This is a genomic window from Aeromonas sp. BIGb0445, assembly GCF_024809075.1.
In the GTDB taxonomy this organism is placed as follows: Bacteria; Pseudomonadota; Gammaproteobacteria; order Enterobacterales; family Aeromonadaceae; genus Aeromonas; species Aeromonas rivuli.
On the sequence record NZ_JANUES010000013.1, the window covers coordinates 17,237 to 43,109 of the forward strand.

27 protein-coding genes are annotated in these 25,873 nt (G+C 60.9%); 15 read left to right on the forward strand and 12 right to left on the reverse strand.

Going from position 1 to position 25,873, the window contains the following annotated elements; all coding sequences use genetic code 11:
- Window positions 1-206: 206 nt before the first annotated feature.
- Window positions 207-848, reverse strand: a complete 642-nt coding sequence (locus M2367_RS17795) for a metalloregulator ArsR/SmtB family transcription factor (protein WP_042041155.1) — start codon at window positions 846-848, stop codon at window positions 207-209.
- 195 nt (window positions 849-1,043) lie between these two features.
- On the opposite strand from M2367_RS17795, the gene M2367_RS17800 reads away from it, so the two are divergent.
- Window positions 1,044-2,282, forward strand: a complete 1,239-nt coding sequence (locus M2367_RS17800) for an MFS transporter (protein WP_224432065.1) — start codon at window positions 1,044-1,046, stop codon at window positions 2,280-2,282.
- A 67-nt stretch (window positions 2,283-2,349) separates the two neighbouring features.
- Window positions 2,350-3,165: a Cof-type HAD-IIB family hydrolase gene (locus M2367_RS17805; RefSeq protein ID WP_224432066.1), complete on the forward strand. Its 816-nt coding sequence runs from the start codon at window positions 2,350-2,352 to the stop codon at window positions 3,163-3,165.
- Window positions 3,166-3,273: 108 nt separating this feature from the next.
- Here M2367_RS17805 and M2367_RS17810 read toward each other — a convergent pair whose 3' ends face one another.
- Window positions 3,274-3,843: a DUF2799 domain-containing protein gene (locus tag M2367_RS17810; RefSeq protein ID WP_042041152.1), complete on the reverse strand. Its 570-nt coding sequence runs from the start codon at window positions 3,841-3,843 to the stop codon at window positions 3,274-3,276.
- 215 nt (window positions 3,844-4,058) lie between these two features.
- Here M2367_RS17810 and M2367_RS17815 point away from each other — a divergent pair, with 215 nt between their 5' ends.
- The 3 genes from M2367_RS17815 (at window position 4,059) to M2367_RS17825 (ending at window position 8,145) form a co-directional block, all read left to right on the forward strand.
- A complete protein-coding gene (locus M2367_RS17815; RefSeq protein ID WP_042041151.1) occupies window positions 4,059-4,898 on the forward strand; it encodes an isopenicillin N synthase family oxygenase in 840 nt (279 codons plus the stop codon).
- 222 nt (window positions 4,899-5,120) lie between these two features.
- The gene (locus tag M2367_RS17820; RefSeq protein ID WP_224432067.1) at window positions 5,121-6,434 is read left to right on the forward strand and encodes a sodium-dependent transporter; all 1,314 of its coding nucleotides are present in this window, start codon (window positions 5,121-5,123) and stop codon (window positions 6,432-6,434) included.
- A gap of 397 nt (window positions 6,435-6,831) precedes the next feature.
- Window positions 6,832-8,145 carry a sodium-dependent transporter gene (locus tag M2367_RS17825; protein ID WP_042041149.1) on the forward strand — a complete coding sequence of 438 codons (1,314 nt, stop codon included), beginning with the start codon at window positions 6,832-6,834 and terminating at the stop codon, window positions 8,143-8,145.
- A gap of 88 nt (window positions 8,146-8,233) precedes the next feature.
- Here the strand turns inward: M2367_RS17825 and M2367_RS17830 are convergent, their stop codons facing one another.
- Together M2367_RS17830 and M2367_RS17835 are read right to left on the reverse strand one after the other, a co-directional pair.
- Window positions 8,234-8,701, reverse strand: a complete 468-nt coding sequence (locus M2367_RS17830) for a hypothetical protein (protein WP_042041147.1) — start codon at window positions 8,699-8,701, stop codon at window positions 8,234-8,236.
- 96 nt (window positions 8,702-8,797) lie between these two features.
- Complete coding sequence (locus M2367_RS17835) at window positions 8,798-10,168, reverse strand: PLP-dependent aminotransferase family protein (RefSeq protein WP_259237534.1); 1,371 nt, start codon at window positions 10,166-10,168, stop codon at window positions 8,798-8,800.
- Window positions 10,169-10,284: 116 nt separating this feature from the next.
- On the opposite strand from M2367_RS17835, the gene M2367_RS17840 reads away from it, so the two are divergent.
- The 9 genes from M2367_RS17840 to putP all read left to right on the forward strand — a co-directional run bounded on the left by M2367_RS17840 (window position 10,285) and on the right by putP (window position 20,141).
- Window positions 10,285-10,881 carry a LysE family translocator gene (locus tag M2367_RS17840; RefSeq protein WP_259237536.1) on the forward strand — a complete coding sequence of 199 codons (597 nt, stop codon included), beginning with the start codon at window positions 10,285-10,287 and terminating at the stop codon, window positions 10,879-10,881.
- A gap of 116 nt (window positions 10,882-10,997) precedes the next feature.
- A complete protein-coding gene (locus M2367_RS17845; RefSeq protein WP_259237538.1) occupies window positions 10,998-11,588 on the forward strand; it encodes a LysE family translocator in 591 nt (196 codons plus the stop codon).
- Between the two features lie 105 nt (window positions 11,589-11,693).
- Complete coding sequence (locus tag M2367_RS17850) at window positions 11,694-12,395, forward strand: aspartate/glutamate racemase family protein (protein ID WP_259237540.1); 702 nt, start codon at window positions 11,694-11,696, stop codon at window positions 12,393-12,395.
- A gap of 211 nt (window positions 12,396-12,606) precedes the next feature.
- The gene (locus M2367_RS17855; protein ID WP_042041141.1) at window positions 12,607-13,716 is read left to right on the forward strand and encodes a 1-acyl-sn-glycerol-3-phosphate acyltransferase; all 1,110 of its coding nucleotides are present in this window, start codon (window positions 12,607-12,609) and stop codon (window positions 13,714-13,716) included.
- 297 nt (window positions 13,717-14,013) lie between these two features.
- The gene (locus M2367_RS17860; protein WP_042041140.1) at window positions 14,014-14,484 is read left to right on the forward strand and encodes a YhcH/YjgK/YiaL family protein; all 471 of its coding nucleotides are present in this window, start codon (window positions 14,014-14,016) and stop codon (window positions 14,482-14,484) included.
- A gap of 220 nt (window positions 14,485-14,704) precedes the next feature.
- The gene (locus tag M2367_RS17865; protein WP_259237542.1) at window positions 14,705-15,904 is read left to right on the forward strand and encodes an acetate kinase; all 1,200 of its coding nucleotides are present in this window, start codon (window positions 14,705-14,707) and stop codon (window positions 15,902-15,904) included.
- A 141-nt stretch (window positions 15,905-16,045) separates the two neighbouring features.
- Complete coding sequence (locus M2367_RS17870; RefSeq protein ID WP_259237543.1) at window positions 16,046-17,320, forward strand: mechanosensitive ion channel family protein; 1,275 nt, start codon at window positions 16,046-16,048, stop codon at window positions 17,318-17,320.
- Between the two features lie 116 nt (window positions 17,321-17,436).
- Window positions 17,437-18,357 carry a L,D-transpeptidase family protein gene (locus M2367_RS17875; RefSeq protein ID WP_042041136.1) on the forward strand — a complete coding sequence of 307 codons (921 nt, stop codon included), beginning with the start codon at window positions 17,437-17,439 and terminating at the stop codon, window positions 18,355-18,357.
- Window positions 18,358-18,632: 275 nt separating this feature from the next.
- A complete protein-coding gene (gene putP / locus M2367_RS17880) occupies window positions 18,633-20,141 on the forward strand; it encodes a sodium/proline symporter PutP (protein ID WP_259237545.1) in 1,509 nt (502 codons plus the stop codon).
- 60 nt (window positions 20,142-20,201) lie between these two features.
- Here the strand turns inward: putP and M2367_RS17885 are convergent, their stop codons facing one another.
- The 6 genes from M2367_RS17885 to M2367_RS17910 form a co-directional block, all read right to left on the reverse strand.
- Complete coding sequence (locus M2367_RS17885) at window positions 20,202-20,792, reverse strand: MliC family protein (RefSeq protein ID WP_259237548.1); 591 nt, start codon at window positions 20,790-20,792, stop codon at window positions 20,202-20,204.
- Between the two features lie 169 nt (window positions 20,793-20,961).
- Entirely contained in the window at window positions 20,962-21,567 is a 606-nt protein-coding gene (locus M2367_RS17890; protein ID WP_042041133.1) for an NAD(P)H-dependent oxidoreductase, read from the reverse strand.
- A gap of 54 nt (window positions 21,568-21,621) precedes the next feature.
- Window positions 21,622-22,053 carry a MerR family transcriptional regulator gene (locus tag M2367_RS17895; RefSeq protein WP_259237552.1) on the reverse strand — a complete coding sequence of 144 codons (432 nt, stop codon included), beginning with the start codon at window positions 22,051-22,053 and terminating at the stop codon, window positions 21,622-21,624.
- Window positions 22,054-22,289: 236 nt separating this feature from the next.
- A complete protein-coding gene (locus M2367_RS17900; RefSeq protein ID WP_259237554.1) occupies window positions 22,290-23,207 on the reverse strand; it encodes a hypothetical protein in 918 nt (305 codons plus the stop codon).
- Window positions 23,208-23,330: 123 nt separating this feature from the next.
- Window positions 23,331-23,510, reverse strand: coding sequence for a hypothetical protein (locus tag M2367_RS17905; RefSeq protein WP_259237556.1), 180 nt, complete (start codon window positions 23,508-23,510; stop codon window positions 23,331-23,333).
- Window positions 23,511-23,758: 248 nt separating this feature from the next.
- Window positions 23,759-24,121 (reverse strand): DUF2061 domain-containing protein, encoded by a 363-nt coding sequence (locus tag M2367_RS17910; protein WP_042041126.1) that lies wholly within the window; start codon window positions 24,119-24,121, stop codon window positions 23,759-23,761.
- A gap of 174 nt (window positions 24,122-24,295) precedes the next feature.
- Here M2367_RS17910 and M2367_RS17915 point away from each other — a divergent pair, with 174 nt between their 5' ends.
- A complete protein-coding gene (locus M2367_RS17915) occupies window positions 24,296-24,502 on the forward strand; it encodes a hypothetical protein (RefSeq protein ID WP_224432083.1) in 207 nt (68 codons plus the stop codon).
- Window positions 24,503-24,575: 73 nt separating this feature from the next.
- Here M2367_RS17915 and M2367_RS17920 read toward each other — a convergent pair whose 3' ends face one another.
- Complete coding sequence (locus M2367_RS17920; RefSeq protein WP_259237558.1) at window positions 24,576-25,445, reverse strand: 23S rRNA (adenine(2030)-N(6))-methyltransferase RlmJ; 870 nt, start codon at window positions 25,443-25,445, stop codon at window positions 24,576-24,578.
- On the reverse strand, window positions 25,439-25,870 hold the full coding sequence (locus M2367_RS17925) for a DUF2390 domain-containing protein (RefSeq protein ID WP_259237626.1): 432 nt from the start codon (window positions 25,868-25,870) through the stop codon (window positions 25,439-25,441). Before M2367_RS17925 ends, M2367_RS17920 begins: the two co-directional genes overlap by 7 nt.
- Between the last annotated feature and the right edge of the window lie 3 nt (window positions 25,871-25,873).

Consider the following 25,873-nt stretch of genomic DNA (forward strand, 5'->3'; position numbering starts at 1 on the left):
ACTCATCAAACGGTGGTCAGGCAGTGGCAGCATCCAGCCCCTGCGGCGACGAGTTCAACCGGACTCCGAGCACCACAAGACGTCACGCCTCATCGGGCCATGACAGACAGATGCGGGCTTACCGGTCCGTAGCAAACAACAAAGCAGGCCTCCCGGCGCCTGCTTTGTTGTTTTTGGTCGCCTCGGGGCTGGCTCGGCTCAACGGCTTACTGCTCAGGGGCCGCAGTGTGAGCCGGGGGGCTGATGCGATAGAGGCAGCGGTGATCGCCGCTGAGCAGATATTGCTCCCGCTCGACCCGGGCCGGGGCCAGCAACTCGGCGAAGATGGCGAGTTCGCTGCGACAAAAACCCAGGCAACCCCGCGCCGCGACACAAATAGGGCAGTGACTCTCCCACAATAGCCAGCTGCCATCCTCCTCTTTGCTCGCCTCGGCCATATAGCCTTCCCGGGTCCGCAAGACCGCGAGCTCGACCACCCGCTCTGGCAAGGAGAGCCCGGCCAGCTGCGCCCGATAGCGTCCCAGTTGCTGCTGCTCACGCTCGGCAATCACCTTGTCCAGCCCGCTCTCCCCAAACAGCTGTTGCACCGTGTCAATCAGACGCAGGGTCAGCTCGCCATGGCCATCCGGGAAGCGCTGCCAGGCCTGTTCGGTCAACAGCCAGAGCCGGCTCGGCCGCCCCCGTCCCCGGGCTTCATCCCTGAAGGTCACCCAGCCGTCGTTCTCCATGGCATGCAGGTGCTGGCGGGCACCCATGGAGGTCATCTGCAACTGCTCGCCGAGGGCCGCAGCGCTCTGGGGGCCTTGGGTTTTTAACAGGTGAAGTATCTTGTCGGTGCTGGCGTTCATGGGTTACCCGCTGTTATCTGCAACGGCTTCTGAGGGCGGTCTTTTCCAGGCGTTGCTGCCTGAGTCGCTCATCTGCGCCGGTACTCATAGGGTCATTATGGGTAGAGTGATTTTTTAAATCAATAATTCACTTTACAAAACATGCCCTGCTCAGCAGTATAAATAAACTTATAACTTTACTTAATGGTGAGTGCGATGGAGAGCCGCAGAGACAAGGTGAGTCTGTGGGTGCTGGTGATGACGGTGACCCTGGCGGTGGCAGGCTTTAGCTTGCCCTCCCCGGTGTTGGCGCCCCTGATGCTGGATCCGGCGCAAGGCATGCTGGCCCCTGACGCCTCGGACTGGAGCCGCAAGGTGTGGCTGGGGGTCGTGATGGGGCTCTACCCCTTGTTCCAGTTGCTGGGGGCGCCTTTGCTGGGTCTATTGTCGGATCGCTATGGCCGCAAACCCATTCTGATGGTCTGTCTGGTCGGTGTCCTGGCGGGTTATGCCTTGATGGCACTGGGGATCGCCTGGCGATCCCTGCCGATCTTGCTGCTCAGCCGGGTGCTGGAAGGCTTCTTCAATGGTGATATCGCCATCGTGCAGGCGATGGCGGCGGACATGAGCACGACCAAGACCAAGGCTCGCAACTTCTCCATGATCAATATCGGCATGAATCTGGGTTGGGTGCTGGGTCCCATGATTGGGGGTTATGCCGCCGTCATCTCCGGGGATTACAGCGTGGCGGCCTGGTTGGCGGTGGCCATGACCGCGGCCAACTTGCTGCTCGCCCTCTGGTTATTGCCCAACCGGCCTCCACTGCCTGAGGCTGCCACGGCGCCGCGCCTGTCGAATCGCGCCCTGCTGCTCGCACCCGCCTTGTTGCCTTACTTCGCCTTGACCCTGATGAGCTATGGCGCAGTGCAACTCTACTTCAGTTACTTCAATGTCTGGTTGGTGGAAGAGCTGACCTGGGATCCGGCGCAACTGGCGCAAGGGGCCGTGCTGGTGAGCGTGCCGCTGATGTTGGGTTCCTGGCTGGGGGGCTGGCTCTCGCGACACTGGCGCGGCAGCTCCCTGGGGATCGTGGGTCATCTGCTGATGGCGGTGGGCATGTTGATGTTCATCCTGCCGAGTCAATGGTGGGGCTTGGCGCTCACCTTCATTCCCGCCGGTATCGGCATGAGCCTGGGGGAGTTGGCGACCTCGGTGGCCATCTCCAATCGCAGCTCGGCCGAACAGCAGGGCCAGGCCATGGGGCTCTACCGTGGTCTGGCGGTGAGCAGTGAAATTGTCGCCGTGGTGCTGGGCAGCCTGGTACTGCTGGCGGGCAATCAGTGGCCCTTCTATCTGGCGGCGGCCTGTTCTGTGCTCTGTGCGCTGGGTTTCTATGCTCTGCGTCGCCGGGCAAACAGGGACAGGCAGATCACAGAATGGGCCTCTCAGGCCTGATGGGGCTTGCATCCCGGGGGCGACTCTGGGAATTTATCCCCTCTTGTTTCGCCTGTTTGGAGGGAATATGACGCAGTACAGAGCCATAGCGCTCGATATGGATGGCACGCTGTTGACCCGGGATCACCAGATTTCGAGCGCGACCCGGCAGGCGCTGGCCGATGCGCGTGCCCAGGGCATCAAGGTGCTGCTGGTCACGGGCCGACACTTCATGACGGCGCGTCCCTTCCATCATGAGCTGGGGCTGGATACTCCCATCATCTGCAGCAACGGTGCTTATCTCTACGATCCGCTCGGGGATCGCATCCTGAGCGGGGATCCCCTTGCCAATGAGCCCCTGGCCACGTTGCTGGCCGCCATGGCAGAGGAGCAGGTCGAAGCCCTGGCTCACCTCTCTCAGGGGATTGGCCACCTGGGTTGCGAGCCTTATGTCACCCGGGTGCGCAGCTGGTCGGCCAGCGTGGAGGAGCAGCATAGAGTGCAGTTCCTGCCCCAGAGCAGTGCCCAATTGCTGGCCCAGCCCGAGGTGTGGAAGCTGGAGCTGTTCAGCCAGGAGCCCGCTCACCTGCATGATTTTGCCAGTCGGGTGATCGAAGGGTTGCCCTTCACCCAGGATTGGGCGGCGCCCTATGCGGTCGAACTGGTCAAGCCCGGTTGCAGCAAGGGCAACCGGCTGGCCCAGTGGGCGGCGGGGGAGGGGATCGCCATGAGCGAGGTGGTGGCCTTTGGCGACAACAACAACGACATCAGCATGTTCGAACAGGTAGGGCTGGCGGTCGCCATGGGCAACGCGGCGCCGCAGATCCAGGGGCTGGCTCACAAGGTCACCGCGGATCACAACGAGGATGGCATCGCCCTGGGCCTGGCGCGCTGGGTGCTTTAGTTGCGCCAGCTTGACCCTTGATAGCAAGAGGCCGATGCAGTGCATCGGCCTCTTCTCATGGGGCTGTGGCCAGAGCGCATCGGGCTCGGCGCCATGGGTGCTGCGAACTTACAGCTTGAACTCTATCACCCTTGGCGGATAGCGCAGCCGGCTGTATTCGTCGCGCAGGGCCCTGTCGCGACGTATGGCGCGCTCCCGTTGATAACGGTAGCTGTCACGCTGGGCACTGTCGTTCTCCTTGCGGATCAGTTGTTCCAGCTGATAGATGTCTTGCTCGTTTTGGGAGATGGCATTGGCCAGCTCATTGAGGCGGGCGGCCAGCTGATACTCCTGGTGGCCCCGTTCAAACTGGCGCAGGAAGGTCTCGTCATTGGGGCAGACCCCTCGGTACTCCTCCCCATCTCGTCCCTTGCGATAGGCCAGCTCGGGGATACAGTAAAGCTCGAGTCCCTTCTTATAACCCCGCTGCCACTCCCCCTGATCGACCTTGATGCCATATTCGCCACAGCTTGCGCCATAAGCCTTGCTCGCATCCGGTCCCTTGCCCTGCTCGCCATCGGCAAAGCCCTGGTTATACCAGCTCATGGCGGCGCACTCCTCCTGGGAGAGGCTGCTGCAGGCGCCCAGTAACAGGCAACAACCAACGACAAGCCCCTTGGCCAGTGTCTGTTTCATCATCCAAATGCTCCTTGCTGCGCCGCATTGCGGGCATGTCATCAGATGGCGCATTCTAGGAGCCGGCTCGTCCGGGGACAAGAGGGGGCTGGACGGTTTTCCAGGGCGGATCGGCCTGTGGGAGCGGACGCTGCGATGAGGTGGTCGGCAAACCTTTTCTTACCGGTCACATGGGGGTAAACTTGCGGCCACTTTTTAACAGCAGTGCAACAGCAACCATGAAAGTCCTGACCGTCGACTACCGGGCGCCAGACGCCGCCCAGCGCTTCACCGAATCCCTGCGTACCACCGGCTTCGGTGTGCTGACCAATCACCCTATCCCCAAGGAACTGGTGCAGGGTATTTACGACAACTGGTATCGCTTCTTCATGAGCGAACAGAAACAGGACTTTCTGTTTAACCGGGAGACTCAGGATGGCTACTTCCCGCCGTCGGTTTCCGAGGTGGCCAAAGGCCAAAGCCAGAAGGACATCAAGGAGTACTTCCACCTCTATCCCTGGGGCCAGATGCCCGAGGAGCTGAAGGCGCAAGCCATGGAGTACTACCAGCTGGCCAACAACCTGGCCGCCGAGTTGCTGGGGTGGGTCGAGCAGTACACGCCGGGTGAGATAGCCGCCAACTACAGCTGCCCGCTCTCCTCCATGATAGAAGAGAGCCATAAGACCCTGCTGCGGGTGCTGCACTATCCACCCTTCGATGGCACCGAAGCACCGGGCGCCATTCGCGCCGCTGCCCATGAAGATATCAACCTGCTCACCATCTTGCCCGCGTCCAATGAGCCGGGTCTGCAGGTGATGGGGTCCGATGGGGAGTGGATGGATGTGCCCTGCGACTTTGGCACCCTGATCATCAACATCGGTGACATGCTGCAGGAAGCGTCCGCCGGCTACTACCCCTCCACCACCCATCGTGTCATCAACCCGGCTGGCGGCAGCGCCAACAGGTCACGGATCTCTCTGCCGCTGTTCCTGCATCCGCGTCCGGATGTGGTGCTTTCAGAGCGCCACACGGCTCACAGTTATCTGATGGAGCGGTTGCGCGAGCTGGGCGTGATCTAAGCCTGCAGCCCCTGTCATGTCAGGTCAAAACCGGAGCAAATGTGCTCCGGTTTTTGTTTGTTAGCAGCAAAGCAATTAAATCTGAATTTTATTGGTGAAGTGTGCCAATAAATCGAATTTATACCAGTTTTTGTTGATTGTGATTGCGCAGCCCCTCCCTTACTCTGGCCGCCGCTTTTCGCCAGCGGCCCTGTGGGCCCTGGCCTCGACCCCGGAGTTCATATGCAGCAGTCCCAATGGTCATCCCGGCTGGGTTACATTCTCGCCGCCGCAGGTTCGGCGGTGGGCCTCGGCGCCATCTGGAAGTTTCCCTATGTCACAGCGGCCAACGGCGGTGGCGCCTTCCTGCTGGTGTTCCTGCTGTTCAGCTTCACCCTGGGGGTGGCCGTGCTGATGGGGGAGACCCTGCTCGGCAGCCGGAGTCGGCGCGGTGTGGTGGGTGCCTTGGCCAGCCTGCTCGGCAAGCGCTGGCGCTGGCTCGGGGTCATGGGCCTGCTCTGCAGCCTGCTCATCTTCTGCTTCTACAGCGTGGTGGGAGGCTGGACCCTGGGTTACACCGGCATGGCACTGGCCGGCAGCCTCAACAGTGGGGATGGCGCCGCGCTGACCGCCCGCTTCAATGACTATGTGGGGGATCCCGTCTGGCCACTGCTGACTCACTTGCTGTTTGCCGCGCTCACCTGGTGCTGCGTGCAGGGCGGGGTGCAAAAAGGGGTGGAGCGAACCTTGCGCTGGATGATGCCGAGCCTGTTGCTGATGATGATGCTGCTCGCCGTGGTGGGGCTGACCCTGCCCGGCGCCATGGATGGGGTACGCCACTTCCTGCTGCCGGATTTTAGCAAGCTCGGCATGAACGGGGTGCTCGACGCCCTGGGTCTGGCCTTCTTCTCCCTCTCCATCGGCCTTGGTATTCACACCACCTATGGCGCCTATCTGCCCGACAGTGAAGGGGTGGGGCGCTCCAGCCTCTGGGTGGTGCTGCTGGCGAGCCTGATTGCCGTGCTGGCCGGCTTGATGATCTTCCCGGTGCTGGCGGCGACTGGCATCGATCCTGCGGCGGGGCCGGGTCTCACCTTCATGACCATGCCTGCGGTGTTCCAGCAGCTGCCCTTCGGCCAGGGGCTGGCGACCGTCTTCTTCGCCTTGCTGGTGGTGGCGGCGCTCTCTTCGGCCATCTCGCTGCTTGAGCACCTGCAATGCTTTGTCAGCGAGAGCTGGGGCTGGAGCCGCCGCGCCAGCTGCACCCTGATAGTCGCCCTGGTGATGGTGGGTGGCATACCGGTCAGCCTCTCCTTCGGCCCCTGGTCCCAGATCACCCTCTTTGGCCGCAACATCTTCGAGTTGCTCGATTTTGTCACCTCCAACGTGCTGATGCCGCTGTTTGGCCTGGGGTTGACCCTGCTGCTTGGCTGGAAACTGGGGCGGCAAATCCTGCCCCGGGGGCTGACGCTCTCCTGGCAACGCTTGCTGCTCGGCTGCTGGCGCTGGCTCGCCCCCTTGCTGATCGGCGGCATCCTGATCCGCGGTCTGGTGTGAGGTGGCGCGTCAAGAGCGGGTTGAGCCAGTCGACGCGGCTGGGCGCCAATGGCCTGGTTAAGGGGTCGCCAGAGGAACGGCTGGTTTTGGGTAGCACGACTCGATCAAATACTGCTCAAATGGATGAAAGTATAATTTTCAACTAATTCAGTGCAAAAACACTGACTGGATCTGTCAACTTGCCTTGCCATGGTTTAGGCTGTCGCCTCGTTTTCTCGATGGTCTCTATCCCATGTCACTTCGTCTGGTTCGGTTTGGTCGATTTAGTCGCGCCGACTAAAGGGGTGAGCTTGCAGACATCAGTTAACCGGATTTCATTGCAAGGGTCGCCTCAGGGCGGCCCTTTTTGTTATTTGTCCATCATGGAGTCAATCATGTTGTCCTCAAGGGAGTTGGTATGAGCCAGGTGCAGTGGTCTTCTCGTCTCGGTCATGTGCTGGCCGCCGCCGGTACGGCGATAGGTCTCGGCGCTATCTGGAAGTTTCCGTATGTGACCGCCACCAATGGCGGCGGCGCCTTCCTGCTGCTGTTTCTGCTGTTCAGTTTCACCCTGGGGGTGGCCGTGCTGGTGGGGGAGACCCTGCTCGGCAGCCAGAGCCAGCGTGGGGTGCTCGGCGCCTTCAAGAAGCTGGTCGGGCCTAACTGGCGCTGGATGGGCTACATGGGCATCTTGTGCGGCTTTTGCATCTACAGCTTCTACAGCGTGGTGGGGGGCTGGACGGTCGGTTATGTGGGGCTGGCGGCCATGGGCCGCCTCAACCTGAGCGAGGGCGAGGCGCTGACGGCCCTGTTCAACGGTTATGTCAGCAATCCCTGGTGGCCGGCGCTGACCCACTTGGTGTTTGCGGGTCTCACCTGGTGGTTCGTGCAGGGCGGTATCCAGAAAGGGGTCGAGCGGGCGCTGCGCTGGATGATGCCGGCGCTGTTCATCATGATGTTGCTGCTGGTGGTGGTCGGCCTCTCTCTGCCCGGCTCCATGGCCGGGGTGCGCCAGCTGCTGCTGCCGGACTTCAGCAAGCTGAGCGGCGAGAGCGTGCTCGACGCCCTGGGGCTGGCGTTCTTCTCCCTCTCTATCGGACTCGGCGTGCATACCACTTATGGTGCCTATTTACCGAACAGTCAGGGCGTGCTGCGCTCCGGGGTCTGGGTGGTCACCCTGGCCAGCCTGATCTCGGTGCTGGCCGGTCTGATGATATTCCCGGCACTGGCGTCGACCGGCATCGATCCGAGCGCGGGCCCGGGCCTCACCTTTATGACCATGCCTGCGGTGTTCAACCAGCTGCCCTTTGGCCAGGGCCTGGCCCTGGTCTTCTTCCTGCTGTTGCTGGTGGCGGCGCTCTCCTCCTCCATCTCCATGCTGGAGCATCTGGTGCGGTTCACCTGCGAGGAGTGGGGCTGGTCGCGGCGCAGCGCCTGCCTGGTGCTGACCCTGATGATCATGGCGACCGGGGTGCCGGTCAGCCTCTCCTTCGGGATCTGGTCCGAGGCGACCCTGTTTGGCAAGACGCTGTTCGAGCTGCTCGACTACCTCACCTCCAACCTGATGATGCCGCTGTTTGGCCTGGTGCTGACCCTGCTGCTCGGCTGGCGACTGGGGGACAAGATGCTGCCCGACGGCGCCCATCCGCTGGCGCGGTTCGCGTTGCTCTGGTGCTGGCGGCTGGTCGCGCCACTGCTGATCGGCGGCATCTTGCTGCGTGGTCTGCTCTAGGGCTGGCCACTCGTGGTGAAAAAGGGTTGGCCGGTGGCCAACCCTTTTTTGATCCTCTGAGCGGCTGGTCGCGCCGCTGACCCCGGCGTTATTGCAGGCCGGGCCCCTTGACCGAGAAGGGGCAGTCACGCTGGTTGATGAGCCGCTCTCCCTGGCCGCTGGCTCCCTGCCAGCGCAGCGCGAGCTGGCCGAGCAGGCCCAGATGGCGCAGCTCAAATTCGTAATCCAGGCAAGGATTGCCGAGGGGGAGGGTCGTCACCCCGTGGGGCAGGCGGTAGTCGTAGCTCAGCCGTGGGCCATCTACCAGGGTTTGCCGCACCGGGATCAGGCCCTGGGGGCCTGCTGTCTGGGTCGTCAGCGCCTGGCGCAGAGTGAGCGGTGCATCTATCGCTTTTTGATAATGAAGGCTGTTCATGGCGGCGAGCTGCTCTTCCAGCCGTTGCAGTTCGTTATCCAGGCCACCGATGACCTGCTCCAGCTGTTGTTGGCGGGCGGGCATCGCGCAACCGGCCAGCAACAGGCTGATGAGCAAGAGGGGAATGCGGGTCACATGCATGGGCTCTCCGTCGAGCGCATCGTGCTGAACACCATCGACTCGCACGGAGGGCGATTGCCCGAAGGCAGGGTGCACAGCGGGTTGAACGGCCACTGACTATAGCAAGGAGTTTGCAGGGGGGGCAGCGCGCAGCAGCCCGGCGAGGCGATCCAGTCCCTCTGCCACCTTGGCATCGGTCGCTGGCTGACTCAGGCTCAGGCGTACCCCCTGAGGGGCCGCAAACTGACCGGCGGCAAAGTGCTCACCACTCGCGACCCCGACATCGAGGGCGTCGGCGGCCTGCGCAAACTCCTGGCTGCGCCAGGGTTCTGGCAGGGGGAGCCAGGCATGCATGGAGCCGGGCTGCCAGCACGCGCCCGGCAGCAGGTGGCGAAGCAGCTCGCCGCGTCGGGTCAGCACCCGGCGCTGCTGGGCGATGAGGGCCATCACCTGGCGTTCACTGACCAGCTTGCAGGCCAGTTCGATCAGCAGCGGGCTGACCATCCAGCTCGAGAGCCGCATCGCCTGGGCGAAGGCGGCACGCAGGGCGGGTGGTGCGAGCAGGAAGCCGACCCGCAACCCCCCGCAGGCAATCTTGGCCAGGCTGCCGAGGTAGATGACCCGCTCCGGCGCCAGGTTGACCAGGGGCGTCAGCGGTGTCTCGGGCAGCAGGCCGTTGACGTCATCCTCGATGATGAGCAGGTCGTGACGGCGGGCGAGGGCGATGATGGCCTCGCGCCGGGCCAGGCTCATGATGGCCGTGGTGGGATTTTGCAGGGTAGGGGTCAGGTAGAGCAGCTTGGCACGACGCTGGCGGCAGGCCGCCTCCAGCGCCTCGGGCAGCAGTCCCTCTTCGTCCATGGCGAGCCCCACCACCTGACTCTTGAGCTGGCGCGCGTTACCGAGCAGACCCGGGTAGCTGAGCCCCTCGCATAAAATGGTCTCACCCACACAGCCGGTGGCGAGCAGGGCCAGCATGATGCCGTGCTGGGCGCCGTGACTGAACAGCAGCCGCTCCTCGCTGCCCGCTATGCCCTGTTCCCCCAGCCAGTCGACGAACAGCTGGCGCTGATCCACCCGCCCCGCCTCCTTGTCATAGCCGAGCAGGCTATTGAGATCTCCCCCGGCCAGGGACTCGATCAAGGGACGGAAGATGGCGGCCCGATCGAGCTGGACCGGCAGGTTCTGCCACAGCTCGATGCGTCCCTCTTCCTCGTTGCGGATCACCCAGTCACTGGCGGCATCGTTGCCCTTGACCCAGGTGCCATGTCCCACCTTGGCCGCCAGCAGGCCACGCCGCTCCGCTTCGCCATAGGCGCGGGTGATGGTGCCAACGGTGACCCCCAGCCTGTCGGCCAGCGCCCGGTGGGTGGGCAGCCGGGTGTGGGGAGTCAGCTCACCGTTGCCGATGGCTTGTTCTATGGCCTTGACCAGCTTGAGGTAGAGGGGGCCTTCGAAGGTCGAGAGCTCGGGCGTCCAGATTGTCATGGTGACAATAAATCCATTGATCCATTTGTATGGTCAATATAGCGTGATATTCAGCCTTTTCACAACCCAGAAGCACACATTGTACCGATACAATGTGACAAGAAAGGAGTCACCTCATGACCATTGAATGGTATGCCACCCTGTTTGGCTTTGCCCTGCTCACCTGCGGCACCCCGGGGCCCAACAACTTGATGTTGACGGCATCCGGCGCCAACTTCGGGGTACGCCGCACCCTGCCACACCTGTTCGGTGTGGTAGTCGGCCAGCCGGTATTGCAGCTGGTGCTGGCGCTAGGCTTCTACCCGCTGTTCGAGCGCTGGCCCCTGCTCAAGCTGAGCCTGCAGGTGCTGGGCAGTCTCTATCTACTGTGGCTGGCCTGGCGCATCGCCGTGGCCGGAGCGCCCGGCGATCCGGCGAGGCGCGCCCGCCCGCTGACCCTGCTGGAAGGGCTGGGCTTCCAGTTCCTCAACCCCAAGGCCTGGATGATGGGCATCTCCGCCATCAGCTTGTTCAGCCTGCCGGGTAGCGACTACTGGCCGAGTATGTGGGGCATCATGTCAGTGTTCCCCATGGCGGGGCTGCCGGTCTGCTTTGCCTGGGTGCTGTTCGGTCATCAGCTCAGTCGCTGGATCAACTCGGACCGAGGCTGGCGCCGCCTCAATGGCAGCCTGGGGGCGCTCACCGCCCTGTGCGTGGTGATGCTCTGGTATTGATGGCTGCCTGATCAAGCATGCAAAGAAATGCATTGCCAGCCTTGTCGTCAGGGCAGAGGCTCTGCATATTAGAAGGCTTGCCCCATATCGGGTTGTTGGTATCAAAAGAGGTTGAGATGGATCTGAACTGGTTGTTGCCCCTGGCGGGTTTTGCATTGATCACTTGTGGTACGCCGGGTCCCAATAACATGCTGCTCACCAGTGCCGGGGCCGCTCAGGGATTTGGCCGCAGCGTGCCACTGCTGGTGGGGGTGGTGGGGGGCATCAATCTGATGATCCTGGCCACGGCCCTTGGCCTGGGGGTGTTATTTGAGCGGGTGCCGCTGCTTCACGAGGCGCTCAAGGTAGCTGGCTCCCTCTATCTGTTGTGGCTGGCCTACAAGGTGGCGACGGCCAATGGCCCCGCCGAGGGGAACCGGCCGCTGATCCCGGCCCATCAGGGCGCCCTGTTGCAACTGCTCAATCCCAAGGCCTGGATGATGGCGCTCTCCGCCATCAGCGGCTTCACCCTGGCGGGGGAGGCCTACTGGCCCTCGGCGTTCTGGGTACTGGGCATCTTCTTCCTGACCGGTCTCTACACAGGAGCATTTTGGGTACTGTTTGGTGCTCAGGTGCGCCGCTTCATTCACACGGCCCGCGGCTGGCGTCGTTTTAACCTTGGCATGGGGCTGGCGACCGCCGCCTGCGTGCTGATGATCTGGATCTAGGCTCTGAAAGCAATCTGTTTTGTTGCTGGCCCTGCGGGGCCTTTTTTGTCCGTATAACGCACCGCAACCCAGAGGGCGAGGCGGCGCGAGAGGAGAGACGAGCGAATGAAATGCATAGGTGTGTTAGGGGGCATGAGCTGGGAGTCGAGCCTCAGCTATTATCAGGCGCTCAATCGCGGCGTCAGGGGGCGGCTCGGGGGCCTGCATTCGGCGCGGGTGCTGCTCAACAGCGTCGACTTTGCCGAGATAGAGCGGTTGCAGCACGCCGGAGACTGGCCCGCCACCGCCCGGCTGCTCGGCAAGGCGGCCCAGAGTCTGCAAGCGGGCGGGGCCGACTGCCTGCTGATCGCCACCAATACCATGCACAAGGTGGCCGACGAGATAGCAGCCTCCGTGGATATCCCTCTGCTGCATATCGCCGATGCCACCGCCCTGCGGCTGATTGAAGATGGCATCGGCACAGTGGGACTGCTTGGCACCCGCTTCACCATGGAGCAGGATTTCTACAAGGGGCGCCTTCGGGACAAGTTTGGACTCAAGGTGCTGGTGCCAACGGTGGCGGCCCAGGCGAGGGTGCACCGCATCATCTATGAGGAGCTCTGTCTGGGTGAAATAAAAGAGGCATCCAGAGCTGACTATCTGGCCATCATCGGGGAGCTGGCGGCGGCGGGGGCCGAGGCGGTGATCCTGGGGTGTACCGAGATAGCCCTGCTGGTCGGCCCGGAGCACACCAGAGTGCCGCTCTACGACACGGCGGCTCTTCACGCCGAGGCCGCGGTGGCCTGGGCGCTGGACTCATCCTCCTGACGCTGGCGGCGGTGAGTTGGCTGCCCACCGACATTTCGATGAAAACTGTTATCAATTGACTCTCTTGTTAGCCTCCTTGCCCTTGTCTTGATGCCGGTCAGATCGCATATCACTCTTTGTGGCATAGTCCTCGGGGTAAAAGTGTGTAAAATTGCGCCCTGAATTTTGGCCGACTCTTTGGCCAGCCTCCCTCTCAAGTAAGGCGGAACCGGTGACAGAAGTAGACAGATTCGCAGACATTCGCCCCTATCATGATGACGAAGTTCCCGCGGCCATTGAGCGTCTCATCCAGGACGATGAGTTCATCGGTGCCATCGCCAAGTACCGTTTCGGCGCGCTGATGAACTGGTTCGGCTGGGCGCTGCGCCCGCTGATCCGTTACTTCCTGCGCAGCAAGTGGCGCCATGTCACCACAGTGCACCAGGTGCAGATGGGGGTGACTCGCTACATGAACCGCATGATAGGCAGCTCCACCAAGGGGGTGACCTTCTCCGGCATCGAGCACCTCAAGCAGGGGCAGGGCTATCTGTTTGTCTCCAACCACAGGGACATCGCCATGGATCCCGCCTTCGTCAACTGGGGGCTGCATACCCATGGCTTCGAGACGGTGCGCATCGCCATCGGTGACAACCTGCTGCGCAAACCCTGCGCCACCGAGCTGATGAAGCTCAACAAGAGCTTCATCGTCAAGCGCTCCGCCAAGGGGCCGCGAGAGATGATGAAGGTGCTGGGCGAGCTGTCGGCCTACATCGGTCAGTCGGTGCACGAGGGGCACTCCATCTGGATAGCCCAGCGGGAAGGGCGCGCCAAGAATGGGGATGACAAGACGGATCCTGCCATCCTCAAGATGTTCTACGTCGATGGCAAGAAGCAGAAGATCCCGTTCGCCGACTACATGCGCAGCCTCAACATAGTGCCGGTCAGCATCAGCTACGAGCTGGATCCCACCGACAAGGCCAAGGCGCGCGAGCTCTACGAGAAGTCCGTCAACGGCAGCTACGAAAAGGGCGAGTTTGAGGATATCGAGAGCATAGTGGCCGGTATCGTCGGCCAGAAGGGGCGGGTCCATGTCGCCTTTGGTGCGCCCATCACCGAGGGCTTCGAGGACCCGGATCAGCTGGCGGCGCTGATCGACAAGGCCATCTGGGGCAACTATCGCCTCTTCCCCGGCAATTACCTGGCGGCAGATGTGCCCAACAAGGCCAACACCCTGGAGCAGGCGGCATTCTTGACCCGCCAGTCCGAGGTGCCCGAGGAGCACAAGGCCATCTGGCGCGCCATGTACGCCAAGCCGGTCGAGAATGCCAGCAAGGTGCAATGAATCAGGCGGCACACTAAAAAAACGGGAGCTTAGGCTCCCGTTTTTGCGCCTGGTCAAAGTTGCTGGCAATCGAGTAGTGAATAATATTGTTTCAGCTGGTACGATCATCGGGTGAGTGAGCGAGTATCCCTTGGCAAGTCACGGGCGACTGTGCAACAGTGGTTCGGCGCCAACCGGATGACCTGACTCCTCTCGGTCTGCATGGATGGCAGACGGCGCTAGACAAGGACCTTTATCGGGTCCTTTTTCATTGGCAGGCAAAGATAGACAGCGAATACACCTAAGGATGCGCACCTCATGATCACCGGCAGTCTGGAAACGTTACAACGCACCCCCTTGCCCACCCCGCTGGCCCGCATCATGGCCGAGGTGGTGAAAGAGGTCGCGCACTGGTTGAATGCGCCCCTTGGCAAGACAGAAATCGATGGATTGCGGCTGTTTTGCCTGGTGAGCGAGGAGCTGACGGAGCCCGTCGCCGCGCGCCGAGGTGAGTTTCATGAACAGTATCTGGATATCCAGCTGCTGCTGCGTGGTGAGGAGTGGATCGGCGTCGGGCCTCATGCCTACGTCAATGATGGCGCCGATCACCCCCATCCCGATCTCTGGTTCGTCGATGACGAACAGACCAGTTATCTGGCGTTGCAGCCCGGCGACTTTGCCATCTTCTGGCCGGGAGAACTGCATCGCCCTCTCTGTACCCTGACCACCCCCGCCAAGGTGAAAAAGTTGGTGGTCAAGGTTCACAAGGATCTGCTGACAGCGTGCTAGTCAGCAGTGCGGGGGCCCAGGCTCTCGCCCACGGCGAGGCCGGTTCCGAAGAACGGTGGCTTGTCCCCCTTGAAGAGTCGATGAGTGCGCCAGGCACTCACTGCATTGAAAAATTGGGCGCACTTTCCTGCGGCCATAAGCCCCCGGCAGGGGAAATCCCATCCCTCGCGGATGACACGACACTGTCGGCGTAACGCCGGCTCACAGGAAGATGTAGACGATGAGCAAGTTGGTACTGATCCTTAACTGCGGTAGCTCTTCCCTGAAATTTGCCGTCATGGATGCCACAACAGGCGAGGACATGCTGTCCGGCCTGGCCGAATGCTTCAATCTGGATGATGCCCGTATCAAATGGAAACTCCACGGAGTCAAGGGTGAAGCCATGCTGGGGGCGGGTGCCGCTCACCAGGCGGCCCTCGACCACATAGTGGGCCAGATCCTGCCCCAGGATCCCTCTCTGGCCGAGCAGCTGGTGGCCATCGGCCATCGCATCGTGCACGGTGGCGAGCAGTTCTCCCGCTCGGTGCGCATCGATGATGCCGTCATCGCCGGTATCGAAGCCGCCATTCCGTTCGCGCCCCTGCACAACCCGGCTCACCTGATCGGCATTCGCGCCGCATTGAAGGTGTTCCCGGCGCTGGCCGAGAAGAACGTGGCCGTGTTCGACACCGCCTTCCACCAGACGCTGCCGCAAGAGGCCTATCTCTACGCGCTGCCCCATCACCTCTATCGCGAGCACGGCATCCGCCGCTACGGCGCCCACGGCACCTCTCACCGCTTCATTGCCGAAGAGAGTGCCAAGGCACTGGGCAAGCCGCTGTCCGAGCTCAACATCATCAACTGCCACCTCGGTAACGGCGCCTCCGTCTGTGCGGTATGCAACGGTGAGTCGGTTGATACCTCCATGGGGCTGACGCCGCTGGAAGGGCTGGCGATGGGGACCCGCAGTGGTGACATCGATCCCGCGGTGGTCTTCTTCATGCACGATCAGCTCGGTTACAGCGTGGACGAGATCAACCACGTCTTGACGAGAGAGTCCGGTCTGCTGGGCCTGACCGAAGCGAGCAGCGACTGCCGCTATGTCACCAGCAACTATGCCACCGACGCCGGCGCCAAGCGGGCGCTGGATGTGTTCACCTACCGGGTGGCCAAGTATGTCGGCGCCTATGCCGCCGCCATGGACGGTCGTCTCGATGCCCTGGTGTTCACCGGTGGTATCGGCGAGAACGCCGCCATGGTGCGCGAGATGGTGCTGGACCGTCTGGCCCTGTTCGGCTTCAAGGTAGATAAAGAAGCGAACAATGCCGCCGTGCTCGGTGGCGAGGGTCCCATCACGGCCGAAGGCAGCCGTCTGGCGCTGGTGATGCCTACCAATGAAGAGCTGGTCATTGCCCGTGACGCCCTGGCGCTGGTTGGCTGAGACTCTCTCTTTTCGACAGCAACGCCGGCCATGAGCCGGCGTTGCTGTTTAATTTGTCAGCCGATTTGACATATGTCGCCAGATCCGTAGTCTGACCGATTCACAGCAACCCTCCCCGCAGCATAGAGAGGATATGAAGGCATGAGAGAGTCACTATTTGCCTGGTTAAACTCACAAGGCATCACGACCACCGGGCCCATGGCACTGGCGCTGACGGTTGGTTTTATTCTGCTGACCTCTCTGCTGTTGCACCTGGTGTTGCACCGTTATGTGCTGGTGGTCCTGACCAAGCAGCTCGGCCGCTGGCTGCAAGTCTGGCTGCCGCCCCAGTTGCAGCAGAAGATGTTCGATCGCTTCGCGTTTGCCTTGCAGGGCGCCGTGCTGCTGGCCCAGGCCGAGATCTGGCTGGCGGGTTATATCGAGAGCCTGCACCTGATGGAGACGATCGCCCAGATCTGGATCCTGTTATTCCTGTTGCTAGGCAGCTTCTCGGTGCTCGACTGCATTTTGTTTATCAGCCGCCGCGCCCCGGTCGGCAAGACGCTGCCCCTGCGCGGCATCTTCCAGGGGGTCAAGCTGATGGGCAGCATCCTGGTCGGCATAGTGATGCTGGCCCTGCTGATGGGGAAATCGCCGGTTATCTTGTTCAGTGGCCTGGGCGCCATGACCGCCGTGCTGATGCTGGTGTTCAAGGACCCCATCCTCGGCCTGGTGGCCGGGATCCAGCTGTCGGCCAACAGCATGCTCAATGTCGGCGATTGGCTGCAGATGGACAAATACGGCGCCGATGGCGAGGTGATCGACATCGGGCTCACCACGGTCAAGGTCTCCAACTGGGACAAAACCATCACCACGATCCCGACCTATGCGCTCATCTCCGACTCGTTCAAAAACTGGCAAGGGATGACGGAAGCTGGCGGACGTCGCATCAAACGCTGCGTCAATATCGACATCACCAGCGTGCGTTTCCTCGAGCACGACGAGTTGCTCAAACTCAGTCATGCCAAGTTGCTTGCCCCCTATCTCAGCCGCAAGGAGCAGGAGCTGTCCCGCTACAACCAGCAGCTGGCCGGCGAACTGGCTACCCCGATCAATGGCCGTCATCTGACCAATCTGGGCACCTTCCGCGCCTATTTGCAGGCTTATCTCCAGGCTCACACCTCCATCCGCAAGGACATGACGTTGATGGTGCGTCAGTTGGCACCCACTCCCGATGGGGTGCCGCTCGAGATCTACTGCTTCACCTCGACCACGGCATGGGCCGAATATGAGGGGATCCAGGCCGACATCTTCGATCATCTGTTTGCGGTGATAGGGGAGTTTTATCTGCGCCTGCACCAGACGCCGACCGGTCATGATCTGAGGTCATTGCAGGGATCGGGCGTGGGCAGAAGCAGACTCGGTCAGAGCGCCTGATTATCCTGCCATTTGCCAGTTGAATTTTTAGCCGGACCGGAGAAGAATAGCGGGCCGTTTTTAGGCGGTCGGTGCGGCCGGAGCCCGCCGGAGCCAGTCATCATTACAGGACAATTATGAACAGCCTTCGCTTTACCCTGACCAGCCTGCTGCTTGGCCTGGCCGTGACCAGCCTGCCGGCCTGGGCCCTCGAGTACCCGCTGCCGGCGGCCAACAGCCGTCTGGTCGGTGAGAATGAGCAATATGTGGTGCCAGAAGGCAAGGGAACCCTGGAAGACATCGCCGCCAAGTATCAGCTTGGCCTGACCAACCTGATGGAAGCCAACCCCGGTGTGGATCCCTTCCTGCCACTGCCGGGTAGCACACTGACCATTCCCCATCAGCTGATCCTGCCCGATGCGCCCCGCGAGGGGATCGTCATCAACGTGGCCGAGATGCGTCTCTACTACTACCCCAAAGGCCAGAAGGTGGTGGAAGTGCTGCCGATCGGCATCGGCCAGCTCGGCACCGATACCCCGGAAAACTGGGTGACCAGCATACAGCGCAAGCGGGCCAATCCGACCTGGACTCCCACCGCCAAGGTGCACAAGGAGTATGCCGAGCGGGGTGAAACCCTGCCTGCGGTCTGGCCAGCTGGCCCGGACAACCCCATGGGACTCTACGCACTCTATATCGGCAACCTCTATGCCATTCATGGTACCAACGCCAACTTCGGCATAGGGCTGCGGGTCAGCCACGGCTGCGTGCGACTGCGCAATGACGATATCGAGTATCTGTTCAAGAAGATCCCGGTCGGCACGCGGGTCCAGTTCGTCAACCAGCCGGTCAAGGCCAGTGTCGAGCCCGATGGCACCCGCTATCTGGAAGTGCATCAGCCCCTGTCACGCACCGAGGAAGAGATGGCGTCCAAGGCACCGGCACCCTTGCCGATGACCCCGACGATTACCCGCTTCCTGGCCAATGCCGACAGCGATTCCCAGCGCGTCAAACAGGCGCTGGAACAGCGTAGCGGCATGCCGCAGGCCATCAGCCTCTAAGGCGTTGCCAAGCAGGATCCCTGGCAGACAGTGCTGCCGAGGATCCCGATGACCCTAGCCCCTGCCAATGCAGGGGCTTTTTGTTGTGATGATCAGCACAATGTCCGGATTTTAAACCGCTGATTAGGCAGTTAATTAGATGAAAAACGTTTTACAACTGTTTTTTATTTGTTAAAAACAGTTGAGAAGAGAGGATCGGCTGATTAAGCTAGGGCGTTTTTTAAAGGAGGGTTCGTCCATAGAACGCACCCCGGAGTCACACAAGGGAGTATTGCATGACAGCTAGCACACCTATGTTAATCACCTTTTTGGTGTACATATTGGGGATGGTGCTGATAGGTTTTATCGCCTATCGCGCCACCAAAAACTTCGATGACTACATCCTCGGTGGCCGTCGTATGGGGAGCTGGGTGACCGCGCTCTCCGCCGGCGCCTCCGACATGAGTGGCTGGCTCTTGATGGGACTGCCGGGAGCCGTCTACCTTGGCGGCATCTCCGAGGGCTGGATCGCCATCGGCCTCATCATAGGGGCTTACTTCAACTGGCGTCTGGTAGCGGGCCGTTTGCGAGTCCACACCGAGAAGAACAACAACGCCCTGACCCTGCCTGACTACTTCACCTACCGCTTCGAAGACAAGAGCCGGGTGCTGCGCATCCTCTCCGCCGTGGTGATCCTGCTGTTCTTCACCATCTACTGCGCCTCCGGTGTGGTCGCCGGTGCCCGCCTGTTCGAGAGCACCTTCGGCATTGATTACGATACCGCGCTCTGGATTGGCGCCGCTGCCACCATCACCTACACCTTCTTCGGTGGCTTCCTGGCGGTGAGCTGGACCGATACCGTCCAGGCGACCCTGATGATCTTCGCCCTGATCCTGACCCCGGTGTTCGTGCTGATCGCGGTGGGCGGTGTCGATACCGCCATGGTGGAGATCGCGGCCAAGAATGCCAGCCATCTCGACATGTTCAAGAACCTGGATGTGATCGCCATTATTTCCCTGATGGCCTGGGGCCTGGGTTACTTCGGTCAGCCCCACATTCTGGCCCGCTTCATGGCGGCCGGTTCCCATCAGACCATGGTCAATGCCCGTCGCATCAGCATGACCTGGATGGTGCTCTGCCTCGGCGGCGCGGTCGGTGTCGGCTTCTTCGGCCTCTCCTACTTCGCCAGCTTCCCCGAGCAGGCAGCCGGAGTGAGTGCCAACCCGGAGCGGGTCTTCATCGAGCTCTCCAAGATACTGTTCAACCCCTGGATTGCCGGTATCCTGCTCTCCGCCATACTGGCGGCGGTGATGAGTACCCTGAGCTGCCAGCTGCTGGTCTGCTCCAGCGCCATCACCGAAGATCTCTACAAGCCCTTCCTGCGCAAGAATGCCACTCAGGCTGAGCTGGTCTGGGTCGGTCGCTGCATGGTGCTGCTCATCGCCGTCATCGCCATCATGGTGGCCCGCAACCCGGAAAACCGGGTGCTGGGGCTGGTCAGCTACGCCTGGGCAGGCTTTGGTGCCGCCTTCGGCCCGCTGGTGCTCTTCTCCGTGCTCTGGGCGCGCATGACCCGCAACGGTGCCCTGGCGGGCATGCTGGTCGGTGCCATCACCGTCATCGTCTGGAAACAGTTCGGCTGGCTGGGTCTGTACGAAATCATCCCAGGCTTCGTCTTTGCCAGCATCGCCATCGTGCTGTTCAGTCTGCTGGACAAGGCGCCCTCCAAGGCCATGGTGGAGCGCTTCGATGAGGCCGAGCGGGAGTTCCAGGCCCCCATGCCTGATGCCATCCCGGTGAAATGACCTCAGTGACAGCCAACAAAAAGCCCCGCAACTGCGGGGCTTTTTCATGGCGGCGCGGGCCTATTGGCCGCTGACCCGGCACTGGCGGGCGGGTTGGTCATAGCGCTCCAGCCTGGCTTCGTTTCCCTTGGTCAGCAGCGTGAGATTCTGCCCCTCGTAACGGGCGCCGCTGGCGCTGGGGGCTTCAAAGGCGAGCACCTGCGACTGCTGCGCCCCCTCGCTCAGGTTGATCACGGCGGCGGGCCGCTTGGCCTCGTTGTAGAAGTAGGTCGAGAGCCGGATCTCGCCGTCGCACTGGTAGTCAACCTGCGTCGGCACCATCAGTTGGCCCCCCTTTATCTGCAACTCTGTGATGCGCAGCTGGTAGCTCTCCTCCACGCATTGGCGCGAGTCGTTCTCTTTCCAGCACTCGTTGCGCCCCTTGATCCAGCCGCGCTGCATCGCCTTCTCGGTCTTCTGCTGCTCGGCCGACAGCTTGGCCAGCGCCTTGGGATAGAGGGCGGCGAGTTCGTTATCCAGCGCCGCCAGCCCGGCATCCTGGCAGACAAGCTGCTCGGTGGTGCCGTGGGCCTTGGCGCAGTCAAAGGAAGGGGTAGCGGCACTGGCCAGCAGCGGCATCAAGGCGAGGGTGCCAAGCAACATCTTGTTCATCGAAAAGGCTCCAGCAAGAGGGGATTCCCACTTACTACAGCACAAGGGCGCCGGGCCGCCGAGGACTTTTTTACCCCAGGCTCCCTTGCCCGTCTCTCTGGGCCCCGCTTCCGACAACCCTAGTCACCAGGGCCCACAACAGGCAGGCTGCCGTGGCCTTCGTCTGCGCTTATGTGCGCCGCCGCGCCAGCCGCTGCGCATCCTGGCGGGCCGCGGCCGCCGCCCGGCCCAACCAGCGCTGTCGCTCCCGCTCGCTGGCGGTATGGACAGGCCCCAGATGCTGGCGATGAGTCAGCTTGATGCCGCACAGCCCCAGCACGGGCTTGTCGAGGGTGCGCTCGACCGGGGAACCCAGCCACCAGCGGTAGTACCAGAGCGGGCTGTCCATGGTGAGCAGCAGGCGCGCCGTCTTGCCCGCCAGCAGGCGATCCGGGTGCACCTTGCCCTCCTGATAGCGAAAGGCGAAGCCCGAGAGCAGCGTTCTGTCCAGCAAGCCCTTGAGCCGGGCCGGCAGGTGGCCCCACCAGAGGGGGGCGACGATCACCAGATGGTGGGCCTGCTTCAGGCTCTGTTGCAATGCCAGCAGATCGGGCTCGAGGGGCTGCGCCTCGTCATAGCCATGGTGCAGATCCGGCTCGAAGGCGAGCTCCCCCACGTGATGCAGGGTGACCTCTGCGCCGCCCTCCTCGGCGCTGCGGGCATACTCCCGGGCCAAGGCATGGCAGAGACTGTCGGGTTTGGGGTTGCCGTTGATGATAAGCAGTTTGGGTGTCATGGCGTGGCTCCTTGAAGTGAGCCCCCATTACACCCCTTGTCCCATGGGACAGAGTCAAGCCACCTTGTGCGCCCGTCCTGCAAGCCCTTGCTCAACCTGTGGGAGCGGCTCGCTCTGGCCGGGGGCGCCATAGCTGCAGGGGTGCTGCGCCAGCAGCGCGGCGCACTGGGTCAGGGATTGGTGTTGCCCTCGCAGCCTGGCCATCTCTGCCTCTATCTGCGCCAGCTTGCCCGCGATAAGCTGCTCCACCTTCTGCCAGGGAAACTCGGCGAGACTGGTGAGGCCCGCCAGCAAGGGAACCAGCTCGCTCAGCTTGCAGCCGAGCTGCTGAGCCTGGCGAATAAAGCCGACCCACTCCAGATCTTCGGCCCGGTAGACGCGATATTTGCCGCGCCGCCTGGGCTCGGGCAGCAACCCGAGCTGCTCGTAGAGACGGACTGCCTTGGGTGTGGTGCCCGCCAGCCGGGCAAATTCGCCGATATACATACTGCTGCTCGCAGAGGTGGTTTGAGTAGGAGCCCACTATAGGCCAGTGGCAGGGGGGAATGCATCCCCGCGGGGGAGGGGGGAGTTGGATTGATAGGGATTAGGGGGTGACAGGGGACACCCACCTTGTCAGGCAAGTCTGCTATCTAGATGGTGGGGGGCCAGATTACTGTTAACGCCAAGCGAAGGGGCGAAGTGCGCAGCACTTTGTCCCGCTTGCGCGTTTTGTTAGGCTTTTAGCTCGATACTTTAGCAAAGAACTCATCGAAAACTACCCGGCCTCTATCTAAGTTGTCATTGAAAATATCTAAGTAATCTTCTGGAGATATCTCCATTTCAAGTTCATTTCGCACTGCAAGGATTATCGGAGGTAACAAAGCAGATACCTCGAAAAAGTTATCCATGCACTTTTTAGTGAATGCAATATGCTCAGAACCTTGAAGCTCCCATAATTCCGCAATGGTGCTCGTATGCTTGTCGATTTGTTTTTTCTCAAAATCTACCTGTCTTTCGATGGCGCCCCATGTACCGCGGTCTTGGTTCCCTTGAAGGTTGAGGCTCTTCATTAATTCGATATATCGATCAATTTCTTGTTGGGCTTTGGCTTTTAGCCGCTCTACCTCTTCGATAGTTGCCTTTCGTTCTAAAAGTGTTGATCTTTCCAGCATTAAATCTAATGCCTTAGTTCCAATTGCGGCCATAAATATGGTTGTTGCACGGACTGTTTCTTTTTTTCCAACAATCTGGACTTTTGCCATTATTCCAGAATCATCAACCATGTTCTTGGTGATTTCTTCATTAGGTATGTTTAGATTTGAAAAGCTACTAATCATATTTTGGGTGCGTGTCACTGCCTCAGTAGCTTTGAGATATACCTCTTTCTTTATGGATTTCTCTCTTTCAATGCTCGCTAGCTTCAGCTGGTTATCGCTTCGTACCTCTTCGAGTATTTTTGCATAGCCAATTTTTACAGCCTCTACTTGGTCGGTAATTCCAGAAATATCTTCTTTAGTTGCAAGATTCTTAGCTTTCTCTGTCAGGTAAGAAGGGATGTAAGACTTTATAAAGAAGTAAATGATTCCGCCGCCGAGAACGGCGCCTATCCCAAGGCTTCCTAGTAGTGAAATCAATTCTTTAATTTCCGTAATATTCATAGTTATTGTGTGAGCCTAACAGTGATTAGATAGAAGGCGGTACTAACACATTAATACCGCCTTCTATCTAACTCCGCTTAACCCTGATTCAGGGCTCTATAAATGACATTTAAAATCAATGGCTTACCTTCCAGCCTCTGAAGCCGACTGTGTTCCCTTGACCTCTTCTTTTTGCACAACCATTACGACTGTATAGAAAAGCAGTGTGACGTTGGCATGGCAAACGCCGGCATGGCTACCGCACTGGATTTCAGCCTCCAGTGTGCTGCTTTTGACCAAGAGGTGAGGGTTGGCATGGCTCATGGGTGACTCCGACGAGGCGTATGTTGCCAATCGGATATGTTAGCGGGTATGGCGCTGAGGGGAAGGGCAGGGTGATGGATTTCTGGGCGGGATCAAAGAATGAGTCGCTATGGCAAGGGATGTGTCGGCGTAGCGGGTCTGTGAGAGGGGGCTATGCCCCCCTCATTGGGCTCATGGGGCGGTTTTGCTGACCTCCTTTAGCCAGCAGCTATAGCCGCTCGTGAGGGGGAAGGGCTGGTCGCCCTCCCTTACGCCAGTGCCAGTTGCTGGCGGGCGCGCCACAGCCGCTCGTGGAAGAAGAAGACCACGGTGTTGATGGCAGGTTCGATCAGTGCCATCACGCCGCCGGTGAGCAGCTCGCCGCTCAGCAGGTAGGCGACGGCGAAGGCCACCGAGAAGTGCACCAATGCGAAGCTGCTGGTCTTGGCATTCAGGCTGTGGCCCGGTTTGAATTTGTTCCAGGCCAGATCGTGGAAGTAGAAGGCGACCGTGTTGACGGCAGGCTCGATCAGGGCGATCAGACTGGCAGTCAGCAGCTCACCGGTCAGCAGGTAAGCCACGGTGAAGGCGACACCGAAGTGCAGGATGGCAAAGCTGATGGTTTTTTTCATGATGGTGTCTCCTCTGGCGATGAGTGCAGTATCACCCGGAATGACATCAAATGAAAACTATTCTCATCTATTGGCTGCATAGGAAAAACCTATCGACCGAGGCCACCAGATTGGGGCGTTGACTGGATCTATGGCGACGATAGAGTGTGCCTTTGCCATGAAAAAGGAGCTTTCATGACCATCAATGCCAACATTTATGTGCTGTTCATCTTGCTGCTGATGATCATCGTCGGCGTCGTGGCCTGGCGACTTGCCCGCCGCAAGAGTCGGCATCCTGTGCTTATCACCTTCCTGTGCGTGCTGCTCTGCCTTGCACCACCCTTCGCCCTGCTGGCGCTGCTCATTTTGGCGCTCTGGCGAGATATGCCCGTCCGGGCCTGAGTCGTCACCCCGGCAACGGCAGAAATAGAAAAGCCCCTTTCGGGGCTTTGTCATGCTTGCAGTCGGTGAGGACTCAATCCTCGGCCTTGTTGAGCCACTCCACCTTGTACTGGGCGCCGGCGCCCTGGGCCAGCTTGGCGCACAAGGGTTTCAAGAAGGCTTCTATCTGCTCGGCCAGCATCCAGGGGGGGCTGACGATCAGCATCCCTGAGCCATTCATGCCCCAGTCGCTGGTTTGACCGGCCACTTCCAGCTCGGCGACCAAGACGTTACCGAAGTTCTCCCGTTTGATGGCCCTGAGCATGTCGCGGGACTTGTCCGCCTCCTGACCCAGGATCGGATACCAGAGGGCATAGATGCCGGTGGCCCAGCGCTTCTGGGCCTTTTTCAGGGTATCGACCACGGCGAAGTAGTCTTCTTTCAGCTCATAGGGGGGATCGATCAGCACCAGGCCTCGGCGCGGAGTCGGTGGCAGCAGGGCGACCAGTCCCTCGAAACCGTCACGGTGGTGGACGGCGACGCGAGGGTCATAGCCCATGTTGGCGCGAAGATCCTCCACCTCGTTGTTGTGCAGCTCCATCAGGGCCAGCTTGTCCTGCTCGCGGATAAGGCGGCGCGACAGCTCGGGAGAGCCCGGATAGTAGTGCAGCTCAGAGCTGTTTCCTTCTTGAGCGGGGTTCATCTCTTCGATGACGCCGAGATAGGGGGCCATGGCCGCCCAGTCGCTTCGCTCTTCCCACAGCCGCCCTATGCCGTCGGCATACTCGGCCTTCTTCTGGGACCAGTCGCCGCGCAGATCGTACAGGCCACCACCGGCATGGGTATCGAGCACGATGAAGGGTTTCTCCTTCTTCTTGAGAGACTCGATGATCAGGGCCTGTACGGCATGTTTAAGGACGTCGGCATGATTGCCTGCGTGGAAGGCGTGGCGATAGCTCAGCATATTAGATCTCTCAATGGCCCCTGTTCGGCGCCCAATAAAGTCAGGTAGTTCATCAAATTGTGGCCAGGCTCCCGGCGTGGGGGCGAGGCGCGCAGGCATTGCAGCAGCACACCCTGCTGTAACTGTTCCAGCTCCAGTTCATGGGCCAGCATGGCCTGATACTCATCCTCATCCAGCCGCGCCTTGGCGCTTTGGCGCAGGGCGCGCCAGGGGGCGAGCACGGCTTCGGTCTGCATCAGCGCCGGTTGCAGATCGGTGAGATCCACGCTGAGCCCGGCAAGATCCAGCCAGTGCAGCAGCAGGGCCAGGTTGACGTTGCCCCCCTGGTTCTGCACGGTGAGCCAGTCCTGGCTGCGCTGGCCATAGACCTTGCCGCTCCAGTGCCAGAAGCGCAGCGGACTGGGCAGGCCGCTGCCGTCGCTCATCAG

Coding starts and splice junctions, on each gene's coding strand:
- M2367_RS17795 (WP_042041155.1), bottom strand. CDS start 848: ATGAACGCCAGCACCGACAAGATACTTCACCTGTTAAAAACCCAAGGC.
- M2367_RS17800 (WP_224432065.1), top strand. CDS start 1,044: ATGGAGAGCCGCAGAGACAAGGTGAGTCTGTGGGTGCTGGTGATGACG.
- M2367_RS17805 (WP_224432066.1), top strand. CDS start 2,350: ATGACGCAGTACAGAGCCATAGCGCTCGATATGGATGGCACGCTGTTG.
- M2367_RS17810 (WP_042041152.1), bottom strand. CDS start 3,843: ATGATGAAACAGACACTGGCCAAGGGGCTTGTCGTTGGTTGTTGCCTG.
- M2367_RS17815 (WP_042041151.1), top strand. CDS start 4,059: ATGAAAGTCCTGACCGTCGACTACCGGGCGCCAGACGCCGCCCAGCGC.
- M2367_RS17820 (WP_224432067.1), top strand. CDS start 5,121: ATGCAGCAGTCCCAATGGTCATCCCGGCTGGGTTACATTCTCGCCGCC.
- M2367_RS17825 (WP_042041149.1), top strand. CDS start 6,832: ATGAGCCAGGTGCAGTGGTCTTCTCGTCTCGGTCATGTGCTGGCCGCC.
- M2367_RS17830 (WP_042041147.1), bottom strand. CDS start 8,701: ATGCATGTGACCCGCATTCCCCTCTTGCTCATCAGCCTGTTGCTGGCC.
- M2367_RS17835 (WP_259237534.1), bottom strand. CDS start 10,168: ATGACAATCTGGACGCCCGAGCTCTCGACCTTCGAAGGCCCCCTCTAC.
- M2367_RS17840 (WP_259237536.1), top strand. CDS start 10,285: ATGACCATTGAATGGTATGCCACCCTGTTTGGCTTTGCCCTGCTCACC.
- M2367_RS17845 (WP_259237538.1), top strand. CDS start 10,998: ATGGATCTGAACTGGTTGTTGCCCCTGGCGGGTTTTGCATTGATCACT.
- M2367_RS17850 (WP_259237540.1), top strand. CDS start 11,694: ATGAAATGCATAGGTGTGTTAGGGGGCATGAGCTGGGAGTCGAGCCTC.
- M2367_RS17860 (WP_042041140.1), top strand. CDS start 14,014: ATGATCACCGGCAGTCTGGAAACGTTACAACGCACCCCCTTGCCCACC.
- M2367_RS17865 (WP_259237542.1), top strand. CDS start 14,705: ATGAGCAAGTTGGTACTGATCCTTAACTGCGGTAGCTCTTCCCTGAAA.
- M2367_RS17870 (WP_259237543.1), top strand. CDS start 16,046: ATGAGAGAGTCACTATTTGCCTGGTTAAACTCACAAGGCATCACGACC.
- M2367_RS17875 (WP_042041136.1), top strand. CDS start 17,437: ATGAACAGCCTTCGCTTTACCCTGACCAGCCTGCTGCTTGGCCTGGCC.
- putP (WP_259237545.1), top strand. CDS start 18,633: ATGACAGCTAGCACACCTATGTTAATCACCTTTTTGGTGTACATATTG.
- M2367_RS17885 (WP_259237548.1), bottom strand. CDS start 20,792: ATGAACAAGATGTTGCTTGGCACCCTCGCCTTGATGCCGCTGCTGGCC.
- M2367_RS17890 (WP_042041133.1), bottom strand. CDS start 21,567: ATGACACCCAAACTGCTTATCATCAACGGCAACCCCAAACCCGACAGT.
- M2367_RS17895 (WP_259237552.1), bottom strand. CDS start 22,053: ATGTATATCGGCGAATTTGCCCGGCTGGCGGGCACCACACCCAAGGCA.
- M2367_RS17900 (WP_259237554.1), bottom strand. CDS start 23,207: ATGAATATTACGGAAATTAAAGAATTGATTTCACTACTAGGAAGCCTT.
- M2367_RS17905 (WP_259237556.1), bottom strand. CDS start 23,510: ATGAGCCATGCCAACCCTCACCTCTTGGTCAAAAGCAGCACACTGGAG.
- M2367_RS17910 (WP_042041126.1), bottom strand. CDS start 24,121: ATGAAAAAAACCATCAGCTTTGCCATCCTGCACTTCGGTGTCGCCTTC.
- M2367_RS17915 (WP_224432083.1), top strand. CDS start 24,296: ATGACCATCAATGCCAACATTTATGTGCTGTTCATCTTGCTGCTGATG.
- M2367_RS17920 (WP_259237558.1), bottom strand. CDS start 25,445: ATGCTGAGCTATCGCCACGCCTTCCACGCAGGCAATCATGCCGACGTC.
- M2367_RS17925 (WP_259237626.1), bottom strand. CDS start 25,870: ATGAGCGACGGCAGCGGCCTGCCCAGTCCGCTGCGCTTCTGGCACTGG.